16 protein-coding genes and 1 tRNA gene are annotated in these 15,611 nt (G+C 63.1%); 6 read left to right on the plus strand and 11 right to left on the minus strand.

Annotation, left to right across the window (positions count from 1 at the left end; translation table 11 throughout):
• The first annotated feature begins 343 nt into the window (after positions 1 to 343).
• Positions 344 to 428 (plus strand) — tRNA-Leu (locus NKH37_RS15445).
• A gap of 148 nt (positions 429 to 576) precedes the next feature.
• On the opposite strand, the gene NKH37_RS15450 is transcribed toward NKH37_RS15445, so the two are convergent.
• Together NKH37_RS15450 and NKH37_RS15455 are read right to left on the minus strand one after the other, a co-directional pair.
• A complete protein-coding gene (locus NKH37_RS15450; RefSeq protein WP_352844236.1) occupies positions 577 to 1,158 on the minus strand; it encodes a GDYXXLXY domain-containing protein in 582 nt (193 codons plus the stop codon).
• Complete coding sequence (locus tag NKH37_RS15455; RefSeq protein ID WP_352790524.1) at positions 1,155 to 2,267, minus strand: DUF2157 domain-containing protein; 1,113 nt, start codon at positions 2,265 to 2,267, stop codon at positions 1,155 to 1,157. Before NKH37_RS15455 ends, NKH37_RS15450 begins: the two co-directional genes overlap by 4 nt.
• A gap of 222 nt (positions 2,268 to 2,489) precedes the next feature.
• Here NKH37_RS15455 and NKH37_RS15460 point away from each other — a divergent pair, with 222 nt between their 5' ends.
• On the plus strand, positions 2,490 to 2,630 hold the full coding sequence (locus NKH37_RS15460) for a DUF1127 domain-containing protein (protein WP_023720174.1): 141 nt from the start codon (positions 2,490 to 2,492) through the stop codon (positions 2,628 to 2,630).
• A gap of 48 nt (positions 2,631 to 2,678) precedes the next feature.
• A complete protein-coding gene (locus tag NKH37_RS15465; RefSeq protein WP_023678914.1) occupies positions 2,679 to 2,819 on the plus strand; it encodes a DUF1127 domain-containing protein in 141 nt (46 codons plus the stop codon).
• A gap of 336 nt (positions 2,820 to 3,155) precedes the next feature.
• On the opposite strand, the gene NKH37_RS15470 is transcribed toward NKH37_RS15465, so the two are convergent.
• Positions 3,156 to 3,707 (minus strand): hypothetical protein, encoded by a 552-nt coding sequence (locus NKH37_RS15470; protein WP_245278626.1) that lies wholly within the window; start codon positions 3,705 to 3,707, stop codon positions 3,156 to 3,158.
• A gap of 149 nt (positions 3,708 to 3,856) precedes the next feature.
• Between NKH37_RS15470 and trmFO the strand changes: the two genes are divergently transcribed.
• Positions 3,857 to 5,266 (plus strand): methylenetetrahydrofolate--tRNA-(uracil(54)-C(5))-methyltransferase (FADH(2)-oxidizing) TrmFO, encoded by a 1,410-nt coding sequence (trmFO, locus tag NKH37_RS15475; protein WP_023720176.1) that lies wholly within the window; start codon positions 3,857 to 3,859, stop codon positions 5,264 to 5,266.
• Positions 5,267 to 5,292: 26 nt separating this feature from the next.
• Here trmFO and NKH37_RS15480 read toward each other — a convergent pair whose 3' ends face one another.
• From NKH37_RS15480 to yajC, 4 genes are read right to left on the minus strand one after another with little or no spacing between them, the layout of a single operon-like run.
• Positions 5,293 to 6,120: a phytoene/squalene synthase family protein gene (locus NKH37_RS15480; RefSeq protein ID WP_502895905.1), complete on the minus strand. Its 828-nt coding sequence runs from the start codon at positions 6,118 to 6,120 to the stop codon at positions 5,293 to 5,295.
• A gap of 25 nt (positions 6,121 to 6,145) precedes the next feature.
• A complete protein-coding gene (locus tag NKH37_RS15485) occupies positions 6,146 to 6,535 on the minus strand; it encodes an Mth938-like domain-containing protein (RefSeq protein ID WP_352500864.1) in 390 nt (129 codons plus the stop codon).
• A 14-nt stretch (positions 6,536 to 6,549) separates the two neighbouring features.
• Positions 6,550 to 9,102, minus strand: coding sequence for a protein translocase subunit SecDF (gene secDF, locus NKH37_RS15490; RefSeq protein WP_352586940.1), 2,553 nt, complete (start codon positions 9,100 to 9,102; stop codon positions 6,550 to 6,552).
• Positions 9,103 to 9,153: 51 nt separating this feature from the next.
• Entirely contained in the window at positions 9,154 to 9,495 is a 342-nt protein-coding gene (yajC, locus tag NKH37_RS15495) for a preprotein translocase subunit YajC (protein WP_023678921.1), read from the minus strand.
• Between yajC and NKH37_RS15500 the strand changes: the two genes are divergently transcribed.
• Both NKH37_RS15500 and NKH37_RS15505 read left to right on the plus strand, forming a co-directional pair.
• On the plus strand, positions 9,401 to 9,622 hold the full coding sequence (locus NKH37_RS15500) for a hypothetical protein (RefSeq protein ID WP_210164500.1): 222 nt from the start codon (positions 9,401 to 9,403) through the stop codon (positions 9,620 to 9,622). The two genes, yajC and NKH37_RS15500, sit on opposite strands and share 95 nt — an antisense overlap.
• A 160-nt stretch (positions 9,623 to 9,782) precedes the next feature.
• Positions 9,783 to 10,658, plus strand: a complete 876-nt coding sequence (locus tag NKH37_RS15505; protein WP_352814577.1) for an ATP-binding protein — start codon at positions 9,783 to 9,785, stop codon at positions 10,656 to 10,658.
• 96 nt (positions 10,659 to 10,754) lie between these two features.
• On the opposite strand, the gene NKH37_RS15510 is transcribed toward NKH37_RS15505, so the two are convergent.
• From NKH37_RS15510 to serS, 4 genes are all read right to left on the minus strand, one after another.
• Complete coding sequence (locus NKH37_RS15510) at positions 10,755 to 12,287, minus strand: peptidoglycan DD-metalloendopeptidase family protein (RefSeq protein ID WP_352860267.1); 1,533 nt, start codon at positions 12,285 to 12,287, stop codon at positions 10,755 to 10,757.
• A 264-nt stretch (positions 12,288 to 12,551) separates the two neighbouring features.
• Entirely contained in the window at positions 12,552 to 13,217 is a 666-nt protein-coding gene (locus tag NKH37_RS15515; RefSeq protein ID WP_031194310.1) for a protein-L-isoaspartate(D-aspartate) O-methyltransferase, read from the minus strand.
• Positions 13,214 to 13,972, minus strand: a complete 759-nt coding sequence (surE, locus tag NKH37_RS15520; RefSeq protein ID WP_352860266.1) for a 5'/3'-nucleotidase SurE — start codon at positions 13,970 to 13,972, stop codon at positions 13,214 to 13,216. The genes NKH37_RS15515 and surE overlap by 4 nt, the downstream gene beginning before the upstream one ends.
• Positions 13,972 to 15,276: a serine--tRNA ligase gene (serS, locus tag NKH37_RS15525; RefSeq protein ID WP_353005388.1), complete on the minus strand. Its 1,305-nt coding sequence runs from the start codon at positions 15,274 to 15,276 to the stop codon at positions 13,972 to 13,974. The genes surE and serS overlap by 1 nt, the downstream gene beginning before the upstream one ends.
• Positions 15,277 to 15,611: the final 335 nt, after the last annotated feature.

Below are 15,611 nucleotides of genomic sequence, written 5' to 3' on the forward strand. Positions count from 1 at the left end.
CATAAAACCTTTGTTTCCACCAATGAGGCCGCCAAACGGCCCCTGCCGTTCACAGCCTGCCGGTATGATCTTGCCGGGAATGGCTTTTGGTGCGGGACTTGGCGATTTGTCCGCCCAACGCGGCACAAATCCTCCAGAAATACGCTCCAAAATGTGAATAAGTCTTTGTTTTTCCTACTTCTTATCACATTCTGCAGAAGCGGATCGTCGCGTCCCGTCACATTCGACACGCCTTTTGTCACAGGCGACGCTGATTTTCAACCATCTTTGCATTCCGGCCAATGATGCCGGTGTGGGCTCTGACATTGACAGAATGATGGCTACATGGGATTGGCCGGGCAATGCGGATGTGGCGGAATTGGTAGACGCCCTGGATTTAGGTTCCAGTGCCGAAAGGCGTGGGGGTTCGAGTCCCTTCATCCGCACCACCCTTCGCTCTTCGAGCTTCGGGTGGCAGGCCGCTCGAAGCTCGTTAGACGAAGGAGTGCCCTCCGAAGCCTTGGCGGAGGAGGACAGGCGCCACTATGGCGCACCATTTCGATCCCCCGAGCGCCGACACCTAGATTCTTCCGCGCTTCAATAGAGCGGCTCCTCGAACAGCGTCTTGTCGCCGTCCACCAGCGCCTTGATCTGCGCCGTGCCGTTGGCCGCGATCGCGACGCGGATGCCGAACGGCCGCACCCGCATGTCATTCTGGATCGCCATGCCCTCGCCCTCCGGCAAATAGAAGCGCTCGATGCCGTAATCCGGCGCGATCGTCGTGGCTGCGCTGAGATCCGAGCCCTCGGAGACGTGTCCGACGATATCGGCTTCACCGGATGCTGCCGGCACCGGCGCTTGCCCGAACCAAGCCGCGGTCGGACCCCAATAGCCGTCGGCGCCCGGCTTCAGCCTGACCACGATCGGCGTGTCGTCACTCGCCAGCTTGCCGGCTGGAATGTTGCCGATCAGCTTCACCGGTATGCGCGAAATCTCGTAGCCAAGCGAAATATAGTCACCGCGCAGGAGATCGCGCGGATCGATCGGCTCAACCCTGAGCAGGACCTGCTTGCCGTCGCGCAGGATCGCCGCGCGTCCGGCGATGATCCAGCTCAGGAAGCCGATCTGGACAAGCGCCAGGACCAGCGCCGAGATGATCAGTCTTTTGCCGGTCATCATGCTGCCGCTCCTGTCATGTCCGGGGCGTTCATGCGCTTTTCTATGCGGATGATAATGAAAGCAAGAACGGCGAGAAGCACCGCCGCCGCAAGAAAGAAGCCTGCCGTGTCGAGCATTGATTGCAGCATCACCACATAGATGATGGCGAGTTCGAAGGCGAAGCCCGCATAGGCAACCCAGCGCAGTCCCCGGCTCTCCCGGCCGCCCAGCACGATCGCCGCGACGATACCGGCCAGCGCAACAGCCGAGGCAATGGCGAAGCCGCTGCTGTAGCTGCTTTCATCCGCCAGTTCGAACTGGATCATCGCCAGGCCGGTGAGAAAGCCGATCAGCGCGTGCAGGGGCAGCCTGCCACCCAGTTGCAAGATCCTGTCGACCGGCCCGGCAGCAAAGATCGCAGCGATAAAAAGCAGCACCGACGCGACAACGAGCGGAATGGCGACTTGCAGCGTGTCGTACCGCGTCACCAGGAGCACGAGATAGAACAGCACCGACAGGATGATCAGGTGGCGCGCCGCCTGGCTGCGCGTCCAGAACGAAACGGCAAACAGCACCAGCGCCATGACGACGAAGAGATGCGGGAATTCCGCGCGATACTCGAAGCCTTTCAGGAACAGCCAGGCATCGGCGATGCCGACGGCAGCGACGGTCAGCGGGTTCGAGCGCAGCGCCACCGCCGCCAGCGCCGTGCCGGCGCCCCAGGTGACCACGGCGGAGGCCTCGTCGCCAGACAAATGGTACATCTGGCCGATCAGCGCGATCGATCCGCCGAACGCTGCTGCCGCGACGATCCACAGCGCTTCGCCGATCGCCGCATGGTCACGCATTTTCAGCACCGCGCCGCCGACATAGCCGGCAAGGATAACGGCAAAGAGTGCTGCGACCCGTACCAGCCGCGGGATGACTTCCCAGTTGGCGGCGATGAAGATCAGGATGGCCGCGCCGAACAACAGTGCCGCCATCATCGCCAGGATCGAGCCGAAGCTCAGCGATTTGCGTTCGTTGGCCTCGACGTCGCGCGTCAGCACGTCGGCTGTCGGCGCGTCGATCAGGCCGGCCTGCTGCCATCGTGCGATATCCAACCTGACCCGTGACGAATAGCTCGCCATGCCCCTCCCCCTTTGTTTAGCCCTTTTAGCTCGTCCGCCCAAGCGTTGGACATAACGGCATTTTCCGATCTGGGCAGAAAACTGGACGCGCGTTAATGCTGCAATGCACAATTTGCATTGCTGCCATGCACCAATAGCGCTTTTAAATCGATATGACCCCTCTTATCTTCACGGTGCACACAAAGACGGAATGATCCGAAAGAAAGACGAAACGAGAATACCATGAACCTGATCCGCAACTATCGCAACTGGCGCCGCTACCGGGACACCGTTTCTGAGCTGAGCCGCCTGAGCACCCGTGAACTGACCGACCTCGGCATCAGCCGCGGCGACATCCACTACGTCGCCCGCAAGGCGGTCTAATCCTTTCGGACCGCAAATGGTCCGAACCAGTTTTGAAAGAGAACGACAATGAACCTGATCCGCAACTATCGTAACTGGCGCGTCTACCGCGAGACGGTTACCGAGCTGGGTCGCCTGTCAAACCGCCAGCTCAATGATCTCGGCATCGTCCGCGACGAGATCAAGATGGTCGCTCGCAGGGCGATCTAACCAGCAGAATTTCGCCAGGGTCGACCTCCTCCCCGACCCTGACGGATACGGTCAGCCTTCACCTCCTCCCGAGGGTTGACCACAAAAACGGCGCCCGCCGGACCTCCTCCCCCGGCGGGCGTTGTTTCTAAGAAGGGTTTCGCGCCCTTTCAAATGGCGAAAGGAATTTCGTCAAAGCCGACCTCCTCCCCGGCGATGACGAATACGGTCGATCTTCACCTCCTCCCGAGGATCGGCCAACAAAACGACACCCGCCGGACCTCCTCCCCCGGCGGGTGTTGTTGTTTTCAGGCTCGAAACGCCCTGGGAGCCGTTTTTGGTGGGACGTCCCCGTCGTCAGTCCAGCGCGCCGCTCTTCAGCACGCCTCGCTTCTTCCACTGGCTCAGCGGAAAAATATCCGGCGCGCCGCCCATCGGCGCATACCAGGAATCCACCACCCATTCTGTACCGCCGCGGTCGCTGATCACCGCCGTCCAATGCGGATAGCGCCCGTCGACAAACAGGCCTCGCGAGGCCTTGTCCTCGACCTTATGAAACCTGAGCAGTTTTCGCTCGGCAAGATAGACCAGCAACGCATGCGTATTGGTCGATTCGTCGACACAATCCATCTGGCCCCTGACGCGCGATGCACCGAATTTCGACTGCGGCTGGTCGCGGACGCCGATGGCCTGGAAAATGCGCTGTTCGAAATAGCGGACGGCCTTCGAAATAGCGGAGCGCTCGGCCTGGGGCGAACCCGCGCCCGCACGCAGGATAGAGCGGAAACGCGCACCGTCACTGGGGCCAAGCGCCAGCGTCGTGCGATAGTTGCAACCGTAACCATGGCATATGGGGATCCGCTTGGAAGCCGTCGCGGCCGGTTCGCCGGCCGCTGCTGATCCGCCCACGGCGATCACGACTGTCAGAAATGTCGCTCTGGCAAAGACCCCGAGACTCCCACCCATTCGCAATAGTAGACGATTGCAGCGCGTGGCGGCAACAGCGCGGCTGATTCGTGTAATTGCAATCGCCGCGCCAAGGGATTATTTCGGCGCTCATGAACACAAATCCCATTCACGTCATCGGTGGCGGTCTCGCCGGTTCCGAAGCTGCTTGGCAGGCGGCCGAAGCCGGCATTCCGGTTATCCTGCATGAAATGCGTCCCGTCCGCGGCACCGATGCGCACAAGACCGACGGGCTGGCCGAGCTCGTCTGTTCCAATTCCTTCCGCTCCGACGATGCGCAAGCCAATGCCGTCGGCCTGCTGCATGCCGAAATGCGGCTCGCCGGTTCGCTGATCATGAGCGCCGGCGACGCGCACCAGGTGCCGGCCGGCGGTGCGCTGGCCGTCGACCGCGACGGATTTTCCGAAGCGGTCACCAGAAAGCTCGAAGCGCACCCACTCATCACCATCCGGCGCGAGGAAGTGCCTGGCCTGCCGCCGGCGGACTGGGACCAGGCGATCGTCGCCACCGGCCCGCTGACCGCCCCTTCGCTCGCCCAGTCGATCGCGGAAGCAACCGGCGCCGACGCGCTCGCCTTCTTCGACGCCATCGCGCCGATCGTCCATTTCGACACGATCGACATGGATATCTGCTGGTTCCAGTCGCGCTACGACAAGGTCGGCCCCGGCGGCACCGGCAAGGATTACATCAACTGCCCGATGGACAAGGAGCAGTACCTTGCCTTCGTGCAGGCGCTGGTCGACGGCCAGAAAACCGAATTCAAGCAATGGGAAGGCACGCCCTATTTCGACGGCTGCCTGCCGATCGAGGTGATGGCCGAGCGTGGCATCGAGACATTGCGTTACGGGCCGATGAAGCCGATGGGGCTGACCAATGCACACAATCCGTCTGTAAAGGCCTATGCCGTCGTCCAGCTTCGCCAGGACAACGCACTGGGCACGCTCTACAACATGGTCGGCTTCCAGACCAAGCTGAAGCACGCCGAGCAGGTGCGCATTTTCCGCACCATTCCCGGGCTGGAAAACGCCGAGTTCGCCCGCCTCGGCGGCCTGCACCGCAACACCTACATCAATTCGCCGACGCTGCTCGACGCTTCGCTGCAGTTGAAGTCGCGGCCCGGCTTGCGTTTTGCCGGCCAGATCACCGGCTGTGAGGGCTATGTCGAGAGTGCCGCCATCGGCCTGCTCGCCGGGCGTTTCGCCGCCGCCGAAAGGCTTGGCCATGCGCCGTCGCTGCCGCCGTTGACCACCGCTTTCGGCGCGCTGCTCAACCACATCACCGGCGGCCATATTGTCTCCGACGACGAGCCGGGAAAGCGCTCTTTCCAGCCGATGAACGTCAATTTCGGCCTGTTCCCGCCCGTGGACGCGCCAAAGATCGAAGGCAAGCGGCTGCGCGGCAAGGACAAGACGGTCGCCAAGCGGCACGCGGTGACATCGCGCGCGCTGGCCGATTGCCGCGAATGGCTCGGGCTGCCGGCGCAGGCGGAAGCTGCGGAATGACGGTCGGGTTGGCTACGCGGCAGCCTTTATGCGACCGGCCAGCCCCGCGTTGCGCGCCGGAACAAGAGCCAATGCCGGTGCAAGGCCGAAAGCCGCACCGCGCCATCAAGCGGTGAATGGCGGGAGCCGTCCATCTTGCCGAGATAGGCGCCCGTCAGCGCCAGCGGCAGAAACGCCGGACGCAGTGAAACCGGCAGGGCGGACGCCCCCTGCTCGAAAGCGGAAAGATGCTCGCGTGCCAGCGCGATCATCGCGGCAACGGCGCGTTCCGCGCCCGGCCCGCCGTCACCTGTAACGAACTCTTGCGGCGACGATCCCGCCGCAGCCAGAATGTCGGCCGGGACGAAGCACTGTCCCCGCTTGCGATGCAGCGGCAGCAGAAGCAGGAGACCGGTCATCGCCTGCGCACAACCTGCCCTGCCGGCAAGTTCGGCAAAGCGCGGTGCTTCGACCGGATCGAGCACCATCGCCGCGAGTTGGATGAGCGCGGCGGCAGTCTCGCCGCAATAGCCTTCGAGATCGGTGCGCGACGGCATCGGGTCGTCATAGAGATCGAAGACGCGCGCTTCGAGCATATTGTCGAAAGCGGCCTTGGGCAGGCGGTGAGCGGAAATAGTCGCCCTCAGCGCGTCCGCCACGGGATGGCCGACCTTAGCGCGATCCTCTTCGGCGGCGATGACGTCTCGCCACCATTGCAGCCGGACTTCACCCGGCAGCGCTTCGTGGATGCGGTCACGTATGCCGGCGATTTCGGCGTTGAAGGCGTAGAGAGAAAACAGCGCGTTGCGCTTGTCCTCGGGCGCATAGAGCGCGCTGAGATAGCGGTCATGATCGGCGGCGCGCACCGTCTCCATGACGACTTTGGTGTTTTCGGCCACGTCAGTCGACGGCGATGAGTGCTGCGGCCACGGCGCGGTCTTCAGCCAGCAGCACGTTATAGGTCCGCACCGCCGCCCCGGTCGACATCGGATCGGCGGAAATGCCGGCATCCTTCAGCGCGGCACGCAGCGCGGCAGGCAATGGCCTCAGATCCTTGCCGCTGCCGACCAGCAGGATCTCGACCTTGTCGGCCTCGTTGAACAGCTTGGCGAAATCCGCTGCCGTCAGCGCCAGCGGATCGGCCGGCTCCCAGCCATAGATGCCAGAAGGCAGGCACAGCAGCGAGCCGCGATGCGACATGTCGGCAAAGCGGAAGCCGCCATTGCCATAAGCCTCGATCGGCGCGCGGCCGGGGAAATGCGCCTCGCGGATGACGATGCCCTTGGCCACTTTGCGGCAAGCCGTCAGGTGGCTATGGCTTTGCCGCCGCCCACCGGCTTTTCCTCATCGGATGCTGTGGCCTGCGGCCGCAGCTTGAACAAGATAAGCAGTGGCGCGGCGATAAAGATCGACGAATAGGTGCCGAACACGACGCCGAACAGCATGGCCATGGTGAACGAGCGGATCACCTCGCCGCCGAACAGCACCAGCGCCAGCAGCGCCAGGATCGTCGTCACCGAGGTCAGCGTCGTCCTCGACAGCGTCTCGTTGATGGCGTTGTTCAGCAATTGCGGCAGCGGCATTCGCTTGTATTTTCGCAGATCCTCGCGAACACGGTCATAGACGACGATCGTATCGTTGAGCGAATAACCGATGATGGTGAGAATCGCCGCCAGCGACGACTGGTTGAATTCCAGGCCGGTAATGACGAAGAAGCCGATCGTCATGACCACGTCATGCACGGTCGCAACGATGGCGCCGACCGCGAACTGCCATTCGAAGCGGAACCAGACATAGATCAGGATGCCGAGCAGCGCGACAAGCATGGCGATGGTGCCTTGCTTGGCAAGCTCGCCCGAGACCGTCGGCCCCACCACTTCGACGCGGCGGAAATCGTACTGGTCTTGCAGTTCGCCGCGCACCTTGTCGATGACGGTCTGCTCGGCATTCTCGCCGCCCTCCTGCGTACCGACGCGGATCAGCACGTCGTTCGGCTCGCCGAACTGCTGAACCTGCACCTCACCGATATTGAGTTCCGTCAGCCTGCCGCGGATGTCGGCCAGATCGGCATTGCCGGTCTTGGACTGCACCTCGATCAGCGAGCCGCCCTTGAAATCGATGCCGTAATTGATGTCGATGGTCATGAACCCGACGACCGACAGGACTGAAAGCACGCTGGACAGCGTGAACGTCCAGCGGCGGATGCCCATAAACGGAATTTTCGTTCCGGGCGGAACGAAAGTCACAGGCGCCCGCGGCAACTCCTTCGGACGGGCCCGGCGAAGCCAGATCGACACCAGCAGGCGGGTGAAGGTGAAGGCGGTGAAGACCGTGGTCAGGATGCCGATGGCATAGGTGACGGCAAAGCCCTTCACCGGCCCGGTGCCGAGATAGAACAGCACCACGGTCGCGATCAGCGAGGTGACGTTGGAATCGACGATTGTGGCCAGCGCCTTGCTGAAACCGGTATCGATCGCCTGGATGACCGAGCGGCCGGCACGTCGCTCCTCGCGGATGCGTTCATAGATCAGCACGTTGGAATCGACCGCCATGCCGATGGTCAGCACGATACCGGCGATACCGGGCAAGGTCAGCGTCGCTCCAAGCAGCGACAGCAGCCCGACGATCATCGCCACATGCACCGCCAGCGCGATGTTGGCGAGGAAGCCGAAGAAGCCGTAGGCGACGAACATGAACGCCACAACCAGGATCGAACCGATGATGCCGGCGACTTTGCCGGCATGAATGGAATCCTGTCCGAGGCCAGGGCCCACCGTGCGCTCCTCGATCACCGTCAGCGTCGCCGGCAAGGCGCCGGCGCGCAGCAGCACGGCGAGGTCGTTGGCGCTCTCAGCGGTGAAATTCCCCGATATCTGGCCGGTGCCGCCGGGGATCGGTTCGCGGATCTGCGGTGCCGAAATCACCTGATTGTCGAGGATGATGGCAAACAACTTGCCGACGTTCTGTGATGTCGCCTGGCCGAACCGCTGCGCCCCTTTCGAATCGAAGCGAAACGAAACAACCGGCTCGTTGTTCTGGGAGTTGAACGTCGCCTGGGCATCGACGAGGTTTTCACCCGAAACGATGACGCGGTTCTCGATCAGATACGGAACCGGCGGGTCGTCCTGCGAATACAGCACCGACGATCCCGGCGGCGGACGGCCGTTCAGCGCGTCCTGCACCGGCATCGATTGGTCGACCATCTGGAAGGTCAGCTTGGCGGTCTGGCCAAGAATTTCCTTCAGCCGTTGCGGGTCTTGGAGACCCGGCACCTGCACCAGGATGCGGTCGTCACCTTGCCGCTGCACGATCGGCTCGGTCGTGCCGAGTTCATTGACGCGGCGGCCGACGACCTCGATCGACTGCGTCAGCGCTGCCGAAGTACGATATTTGATGCCCGCATCGGTGACGGTGAACTTGAGCAGGCCGGGCTCGGAATCATCCAGCGTCATCTCCTGGATCGAGCCGCCGCTGAACAAGCCGGCCGCCACCGGATCGGTCAACGTCTTCAACGCCTTCTTGGCAGCCTCGATCTGTGCGGGATCGGTGATGCGGACCTGCACCGTGCGGCCCGTTCCGGCAAGGCCGGTATAGCCGATCTTGGCATCGCGCAGCAGCGTCCTGATTTCGTCGCGCGTCGTCTCCAGCCGATCTTTGATCAGATCGTTCGGATCCATCCTGAGCAGGATATGCGAGCCGCCCTGCAGGTCGAGGCCAAGCGTCATCTGCCGCTTCGGCACCCAGTCGGGCAGCTTGGCCAGCGTGCTGGCGGAAAAAAGGTTGGGCGCAGCGAGGACCACTGTGGCGGCCACGGCCAGCCAGATCAGGATCATCTTGAAGCGCGAAAAATAAAGCATATGGCGTCGTCCGTCAGGGCGTACTGGCGGATCGTTCCGCCGACAATTCGGTTATTTCTTGGCGTTCTGGTTCGCCACCGGCTCGCCCTTGACGCGCACGTCGGCAAGCGTCGAGCGCAGCGCCGTCACCTTGGTGCCGCCGCCAAGGTCGATCTCGAGCTCGTTGTCGTCGATCACCTTGGTAACCTTGCCGACCAAGCCGCCGCCGGTGACAACGGTGTCGCCGCGGCGAACCGCCGCCAGCATCTCGCCGCGCTTCTTCAGCTGCGTGCGCTGCGGCCGGATGATCAGAAAATACATGATCACGAAAATCAGAGCAAACGGCACGATCTGGATAAACATTGCGGACGAGTCCCCGCCGATGCCTTGGGCGTATGCCGGTGTCACGAACATCGAGGTACTCCTGAACTTTGAAAAACAGCCGCAAGGCGGCCCCGCCAAATTTGGCCGGAATATAGTCGGTAACGTTGCCAATGCAACTGCGCTGCCGGGCAAATCGGCTGCTTTTCCGGCCTGGTGAGCCGTGTTAGAGGGTGATCACGAAAAGCGATGCTCGGTTTTCGCAAAAGATCATGCCCGAACAAATGCTTGGGACGAGTTTCGAAACCGCTGAAATCAGGTAGGTTGCCCTACCGCACCGTCCTGAACGCGAAACAAAACGCGAAACAAAAAGACAAGAGATGACCGACAGCCCTATCGATATCCTGCACCAGAAGCTCGACCGCCTGATCGAGGCGGTCGCCCGCCTCGCCCCGCCGCCGGTGCCTCAAACCGACCTCCGCGAGGCCGATTGCTTCGTCTGGCAGGCCGATCCCGGCTATCTGGAACCGGTGCGCAAGGTCAACCGCGTCGATATCGGCCTGATCCGCGGCGTCGACCGCGTCCGCGACATATTGGTCGACAACACCGAGCGCTTCGCCTCCGGCTACGCTGCCAACAACGTGCTGTTATGGGGCGCGCGCGGCATGGGCAAATCGTCGCTGGTCAAGGCGGTACACGCCTCGGTCAACGCTTCGGCGAAGCCCGACGTGCCGCTCAAGCTTATCGAGATCCACCGCGAAGACATCGACACGCTGCCGAAGCTGATGGGCCTGCTGAAGGCAGCGCCGTTTCGCTTCATCTTGTTTTGCGACGACCTGTCATTCGACCATGACGACACATCCTACAAATCGCTGAAGGCAGCACTTGAAGGCGGGGTCGAAGGCCGCCCGGCCAACGTCATCTTCTATGCCACCTCGAACCGGCGGCATCTGTTGCCGCGCGACATGATCGACAATGAGCGCTCGACCGCGATCAACCCGTCGGAAGCGGTCGAGGAGAAGATTTCGCTGTCGGACCGCTTCGGCCTGTGGCTTGGCTTCCACAAATGTTCGCAGGACGAATATCTCGACATGATCGATGGCTATGTCCGCCATCATGATCTGGCCATCGATCCCGAGACGCTGCGCGCCGAGGCGCTGGAATGGGCGACGACCCGCGGCAGCCGTTCGGGCCGCGTCGCCTGGCAGTTCACCCAGGATCTGGCAGGCCGGCTCGGAAAATCGCTCAAGGACTAGCCGCTCAAGGACTGGCAACAGAAGAAGCCCGCACCTTGCGGAGCGGACTTCCTCGGCGGGCTGAAGGTCAGGCGGCCCGCAAAATCGGATTTTTCTCTATTCGAGATAACCCGACGGATCGACCGGCGCCGAGTTCTTGCGCACTTCGAAATGCAGTTTCGGCGAGTCGGTGGTGCCGCTCATGCCGGATAGTGCGATTTCCTGGCCGCGCTTGACCTTCTGGCCGCGCTGCACCTCGATCGAGCTGGCGTGGCCGTAGACGGTGACCAGACCGTTTTCGTGCCGCACCAGCACCGTGTTGCCGAATTCTTTGAGGCCGTCGCCGGCATAGATGACGACGCCGTTTTCGGCTGCCTTGACCGGCGTCCCCTCAGGGACGGCGATGTCGACGCCGTCCTTGCCGCCGCCGAAGCTGGAAATCACGCGGCCGCGCACCGGCCAGCGCATCTTGCCGATGCCGGTTGCATCCGGCGCCACCGCATCGTCGTCCTCGGCCTGCTGGATGACTTTCGCGTCCTTCTTCGGCGGCGTGTAGGAGGCGAGCGTCTGCGTCGGCGTGCCCTTGGCCGGCGGCTGGGTGGTGGCCGTCGTCACCGGATCGACCTTTGCCGGCTTCGCACTGGCGACGACAGCGGTTCCGCCTGCCGGCACTTTCAGGGTCTGGCCAATCTTGAGCAGTCCATCCTGCATGCCGTTCGCCTGCTTCAGCGCAACGACGCCGACGCCGGTCTTCCTGGCGATGGCGGACAGCGTATCGCCTTGCTGAACCGTGTAGGTGCCGCCGGCTCCGGCCGGCTTGGCCGTCGCCGAAGCAGTTTTTGGCGCGGCCTTTCCATCCTTCGGCTGGCTTGCGGCAGCCGAGGCATCCACCTGCGCGGCGGACTTGCCTTCCCTGACCTTCGGCTGCTGCGGCAGCACGGCCACCGTCTCCGGCGCATCGGCCGGCTGGTCGTGCCTGGTGCCGTTCGCGGGCTTGGCATCGGCGACTTTCGGCGCGGCGCCGTTGCTCGAATACGCATAGGCCGGGATGACGAGCTTCTGGCCGGTCTTCAGCCCTTTGGTCGCGCTCAGCCCGTTGACTTTCATGATGGCGTCGGCCGGCACGCCGTAGCGCCGCGACAGGCCGGAAATGGTCTCACCGTCCTTGACGACGATCTCGGTTGCATGCGGTGCGCCGGCGGCCGTCGCCACGCGCGGCGCGTCGGGCTCGGCGTTCTTGAACGGCCTTGCCGCAGGAGCGACGGTGCCGGTTGCCGTCCTGTCGACACGAGGAGCGGCAGGCGCCAGGGCCGGCGCGGCAGCGGTACGCACCGGGCGAGCGGCGGGTGCCAGGGCGGGAGCCGGCGGCGGCAATTGCTGCGCCGTAACGGGTTCGAGGCTTGAGCGGCTGACCGACTGGGTGTGGCTGCCGTCGATCGGGGCGGCCGCAACATCGCCCGGATAGGGCTGGGCAGCATCCTGCTTGTCGATGATGGCGCGCTGGTTGTTGGTCGAGGCGGTGAACACGTCGTCGACGCTGTTGAACCGCGCCACCTGGGAACTACACCCCGTCGCAGCCCCTGCGATCATGAGGACGGCGCAGCCACGCGCCAGATTGCGTCCGTTTGCCTTCAAAACACTGAATTGCATCGCACTAACCCGCACAGACCCGGTACAACTGAACCTGATTAAAGCGCGTTAATGTTACCGGTCGGTTAAACCTGTAGAATCAGACGCAAATTTTCTTAAAAATGTTTCGAGGATCGAGCGCCGGGTGTGTTGAGATTCAGGTCAGGCCGAGCCGAAAATGATGGATTCCGAGAACCGGAGCGGAGCGTACATTTGAGTACGTGAGCACCGGAAGCGGAGGAAGCCGCCATTTGTAGGCCGGCCTCACCTGAATATCGACACACCCTAGATGACCGCCGCGACACTGCGCAGGATCGGCTGCAGACGCACCAGGCCGATATCCTCGCGTTCGAAGCGGCTGCCGACCTTGGTCAGCTTGGCCAGCACCTGCTCGCCCTCGTCGGGTCCGATGGGCGCAATGACGATGCCGCCGCTCGACAATTGGTCGAGCAGGAAACGCGGCAGGCTGTCGAAGGCCGCCCAGGCGACGATGCGGTCGAACGGCGCTTCGTTGGCCAGCCCGTTGGAACCGTCCGCCTGGCGCACGATGACGTTGCCGATGGCGAGTGCCTCGAGACGCTGCCGGGCCTGTTCGGCCAGCGTCTTGTAACGGTCGATGGTGACGATCCGCGCGGCAAGCCGCGACATCACCGCCGCCGTGTAGCCGGACCCGGTGCCGATCTCGAGCACGCGGTTGCCCGGTTCGATGGCAAGTGCCGCGATCACCGCCGCCTGCAGGTCGGCGCCTTCGATGGCCTCGCCGCATTCGATTGGCAGCATACGGTCGGACCAGGCAATCGAGTGGAAATGCGGAGACAGGAAGCCGCGCCGCGGCGTCGCCTCGAAGGCGGCGATCAGCGCCTTCGGCACCGTGCCCCTGCCGCGCAGGCGAAGCAGGAAGGCAGCGAAACCTTCGCGTTCGTCGAACGTTGCAGCGTGATTCAAGTTCATGCGAGCGCCTTGGCCAGTTGATCGCGGATTTCATGCGCGGTGAGATCGAGCTGCAGCGGTGTCACCGACACCATCCGATTGCGCAAGGCATGGAGGTCGCTGCCTTGCTTGCCCTCGACTGGCTCGCGGCCGAAGCGCAGCCAGTAGTAAGGCAGGCCGCGCCCGTCGCGCCGCTCGTCGACCCACAGGCTGTGGACCAGCTTGCCCTGCGAAGTGACCACAGTTCCGGCGATTTCTTCCGGCGCGCAATTCGGAAAATTGACGTTGAGCAGCACGCCGTCTGGCAACGGCATGGCGACGAGCTTTTCGAGCAGCGCCGGCGCCAGCGCCTCGGTGGTCTCGTAGGGAACGACGCGGTCCTCGCCGACATAGGAATAGGCCTGGCTGATGGCGATCGATCGCACGCCGAGCAGCGCGCCTTCCATGGCGCCGGCGACCGTGCCCGAATAGGTGACGTCGTCGGCGATGTTGGCGCCGGAATTGACGCCGGACAGGATCAGGTCGGGCGCTTCGGGCAGGATCTTTTTCACGCCCATGATGACGCAGTCGGTCGGCGTGCCGCGCACAGCAAAGTGCTTTTCGCCGATTTTCCTGAGCCGCAGCGGCTCCGAGATCGACAGCGAATGCGCATAGCCGGACTGGTCCTGTTCCGGCGCCACCACCCAGACGTCGTCCGACAGCGTGCGGGCGATGCGTTCGAGTGATGCAAGGCCCTCGGCATGGATGCCGTCGTCGTTGGTCAGGAGGATGCGCATTATTTCGATTCGATCTTTTCCAGACCGCCCATGTAAGGCCGAAGCGCTTCAGGAATGGTTACGCTGCCGTCCTCGTTCTGGTAATTTTCGATGACGGCGATAAGAGCGCGGCCGACGGCGGTGCCCGAACCGTTCAGCGTGTGGACGAAGCGGTTGCCCTTGCCATCCTTGTCCTTGTAGCGGGCGTCCATGCGCCGCGCCTGGAAATCGCCGCATACCGAGCACGACGAGATTTCGCGATAGGCATTCTGGCCGGGCAGCCAGACCTCGATGTCGTAAGTCTTGCGCGCGCCAAAGCCCATGTCGCCGGTGCACAGCGTCATGGTGCGGAACGGCAGGCCGAGCCGCTTCAGCACCTCCTCGGCGCATTCGGTCATCCGCTCGTGCTCGGCAACCGACGAGTCCTGGTCGGTGATCGACACCAGTTCGACCTTGTAGAACTGGTGCTGGCGCAGCATGCCGCGCGTGTCACGCCCTGCCGAGCCCGCCTCCGAGCGGAAGCACGGCGTCAGCGCGGTATAGCGCAGCGGCAGTTTTTCATGCGGCGTGATCTCCTCGCGAACGAGATTGGTGAGCGGCACTTCGGCGGTTGGTATTAGGCCGAGCCTGCCGTCCCCATGCCGAACGAAGAATGAATCCTCCTCGAATTTCGGCAGTTGCCCGGTCCCGAAAAGCACCTCGTCGCGCACCATCAGCGGCGGCTGGATTTCCACATAGCCGTGCTCGGTGGTGTGCAGATCCAGCATGAACTGGCCGAGCGCGCGTTCCATCCGCGCCAGGCCGCTTTTGAGCACGGTGAAGCGCGAGCCGGAAAGCTTCGCGGCCCGCTCGAAATCCATCATGCCGAGCGCTTCGCCGATCTCGAAATGCTCCTTCACCCAGTTCGGCCGCGTCGGCAGCTTGCCGACGACGCGCTTGACGACGTTGTCGTGCTCGTCCTTGCCGACCGGTACGTCGTCAAACGGCACGTTTGGCAGCACCGCCAATGCATCGTTCAGCGCCTTGTCGAGCTCGCGCTCGCGCGCCTCGCCATTCTGGATGAACGCCTTGATCTCGCCGACCTCGGCCTTCAGCCGTTCGGCAAGGGTGGCATCGCCCGAGCGCATGGCATTGCCGATCTCCCTCGATGCGGCGTTGCGGCGTTCCTGCCTGGTCTGCAGCTCGGTCAGATGCTCGCGCCGCGCCTCGTCCCGCGCGATCAAATCATCGACCGTGGACTGCGCATCCTCAGCCGACCACGAGCGCTTCTGGAGCGCTTCGACAAGGACTGTCGGGTTGTCGCGAATCCATTTGATGTCAAGCATGGTCTGTTCGTCCTTGAGTAGGCCAGAGGGGGTAAACCGCATCGATGCAAGGCGTCAAGGCAGAGTTCCTTCACGCCCCCCTCTGTCCTGCCGGACATCTCCCCCACGAGTGGGGAGATTGGCCGTCATAGCGGCTTTCGCCAATCTCCGGCGCTGAAAAAGCAAGCCGTCGCCCAAGCTGCCGATCTCCCCCCAAGTGGGGGAGATGTCCGGCAGGACAGAGGGGGGCGCTGTCCCGCCGACCTCAGGCGGCAACACTGGAACTTCAAAAGGAAGAAACAAAAAAACCCGCCTGAGTGGGCGGGTTTTTGGAGCCAATTGGCACCATCCCCAAA

Source organism: Mesorhizobium sp. M1217 (assembly GCF_040318275.1).
Classification (GTDB): domain Bacteria; phylum Pseudomonadota; class Alphaproteobacteria; order Rhizobiales; family Rhizobiaceae; genus Mesorhizobium.

Bases quoted from the DNA above. Each gene is read 5' to 3' on its own strand.
- NKH37_RS15465 (WP_023678914.1), top strand. From the start codon at position 2,679: ATGAACCTGATCCGCAACTATCGTAACTGGCGCGTCTACCGCGAGACG.
- NKH37_RS15450 (WP_352844236.1), bottom strand. From the start codon at position 1,158: ATGATGACCGGCAAAAGACTGATCATCTCGGCGCTGGTCCTGGCGCTT.
- NKH37_RS15515 (WP_031194310.1), bottom strand. From the start codon at position 13,217: ATGAACTTGAATCACGCTGCAACGTTCGACGAACGCGAAGGTTTCGCT.
- NKH37_RS15455 (WP_352790524.1), bottom strand. From the start codon at position 2,267: ATGGCGAGCTATTCGTCACGGGTCAGGTTGGATATCGCACGATGGCAG.
- trmFO (WP_023720176.1), top strand. From the start codon at position 3,857: ATGAACACAAATCCCATTCACGTCATCGGTGGCGGTCTCGCCGGTTCC.
- NKH37_RS15480 (WP_502895905.1), bottom strand. From the start codon at position 6,120: ATGGAGACGGTGCGCGCCGCCGATCATGACCGCTATCTCAGCGCGCTC.
- NKH37_RS15500 (WP_210164500.1), top strand. From the start codon at position 9,401: ATGATCACGAAAATCAGAGCAAACGGCACGATCTGGATAAACATTGCG.
- serS (WP_353005388.1), bottom strand. From the start codon at position 15,276: ATGCTTGACATCAAATGGATTCGCGACAACCCGACAGTCCTTGTCGAA.
- NKH37_RS15505 (WP_352814577.1), top strand. From the start codon at position 9,783: ATGACCGACAGCCCTATCGATATCCTGCACCAGAAGCTCGACCGCCTG.
- yajC (WP_023678921.1), bottom strand. From the start codon at position 9,495: ATGTTCGTGACACCGGCATACGCCCAAGGCATCGGCGGGGACTCGTCC.
- surE (WP_352860266.1), bottom strand. From the start codon at position 13,972: ATGCGCATCCTCCTGACCAACGACGACGGCATCCATGCCGAGGGCCTT.
- NKH37_RS15510 (WP_352860267.1), bottom strand. From the start codon at position 12,287: ATGCAATTCAGTGTTTTGAAGGCAAACGGACGCAATCTGGCGCGTGGC.
- NKH37_RS15460 (WP_023720174.1), top strand. From the start codon at position 2,490: ATGAACCTGATCCGCAACTATCGCAACTGGCGCCGCTACCGGGACACC.
- secDF (WP_352586940.1), bottom strand. From the start codon at position 9,102: ATGCTTTATTTTTCGCGCTTCAAGATGATCCTGATCTGGCTGGCCGTG.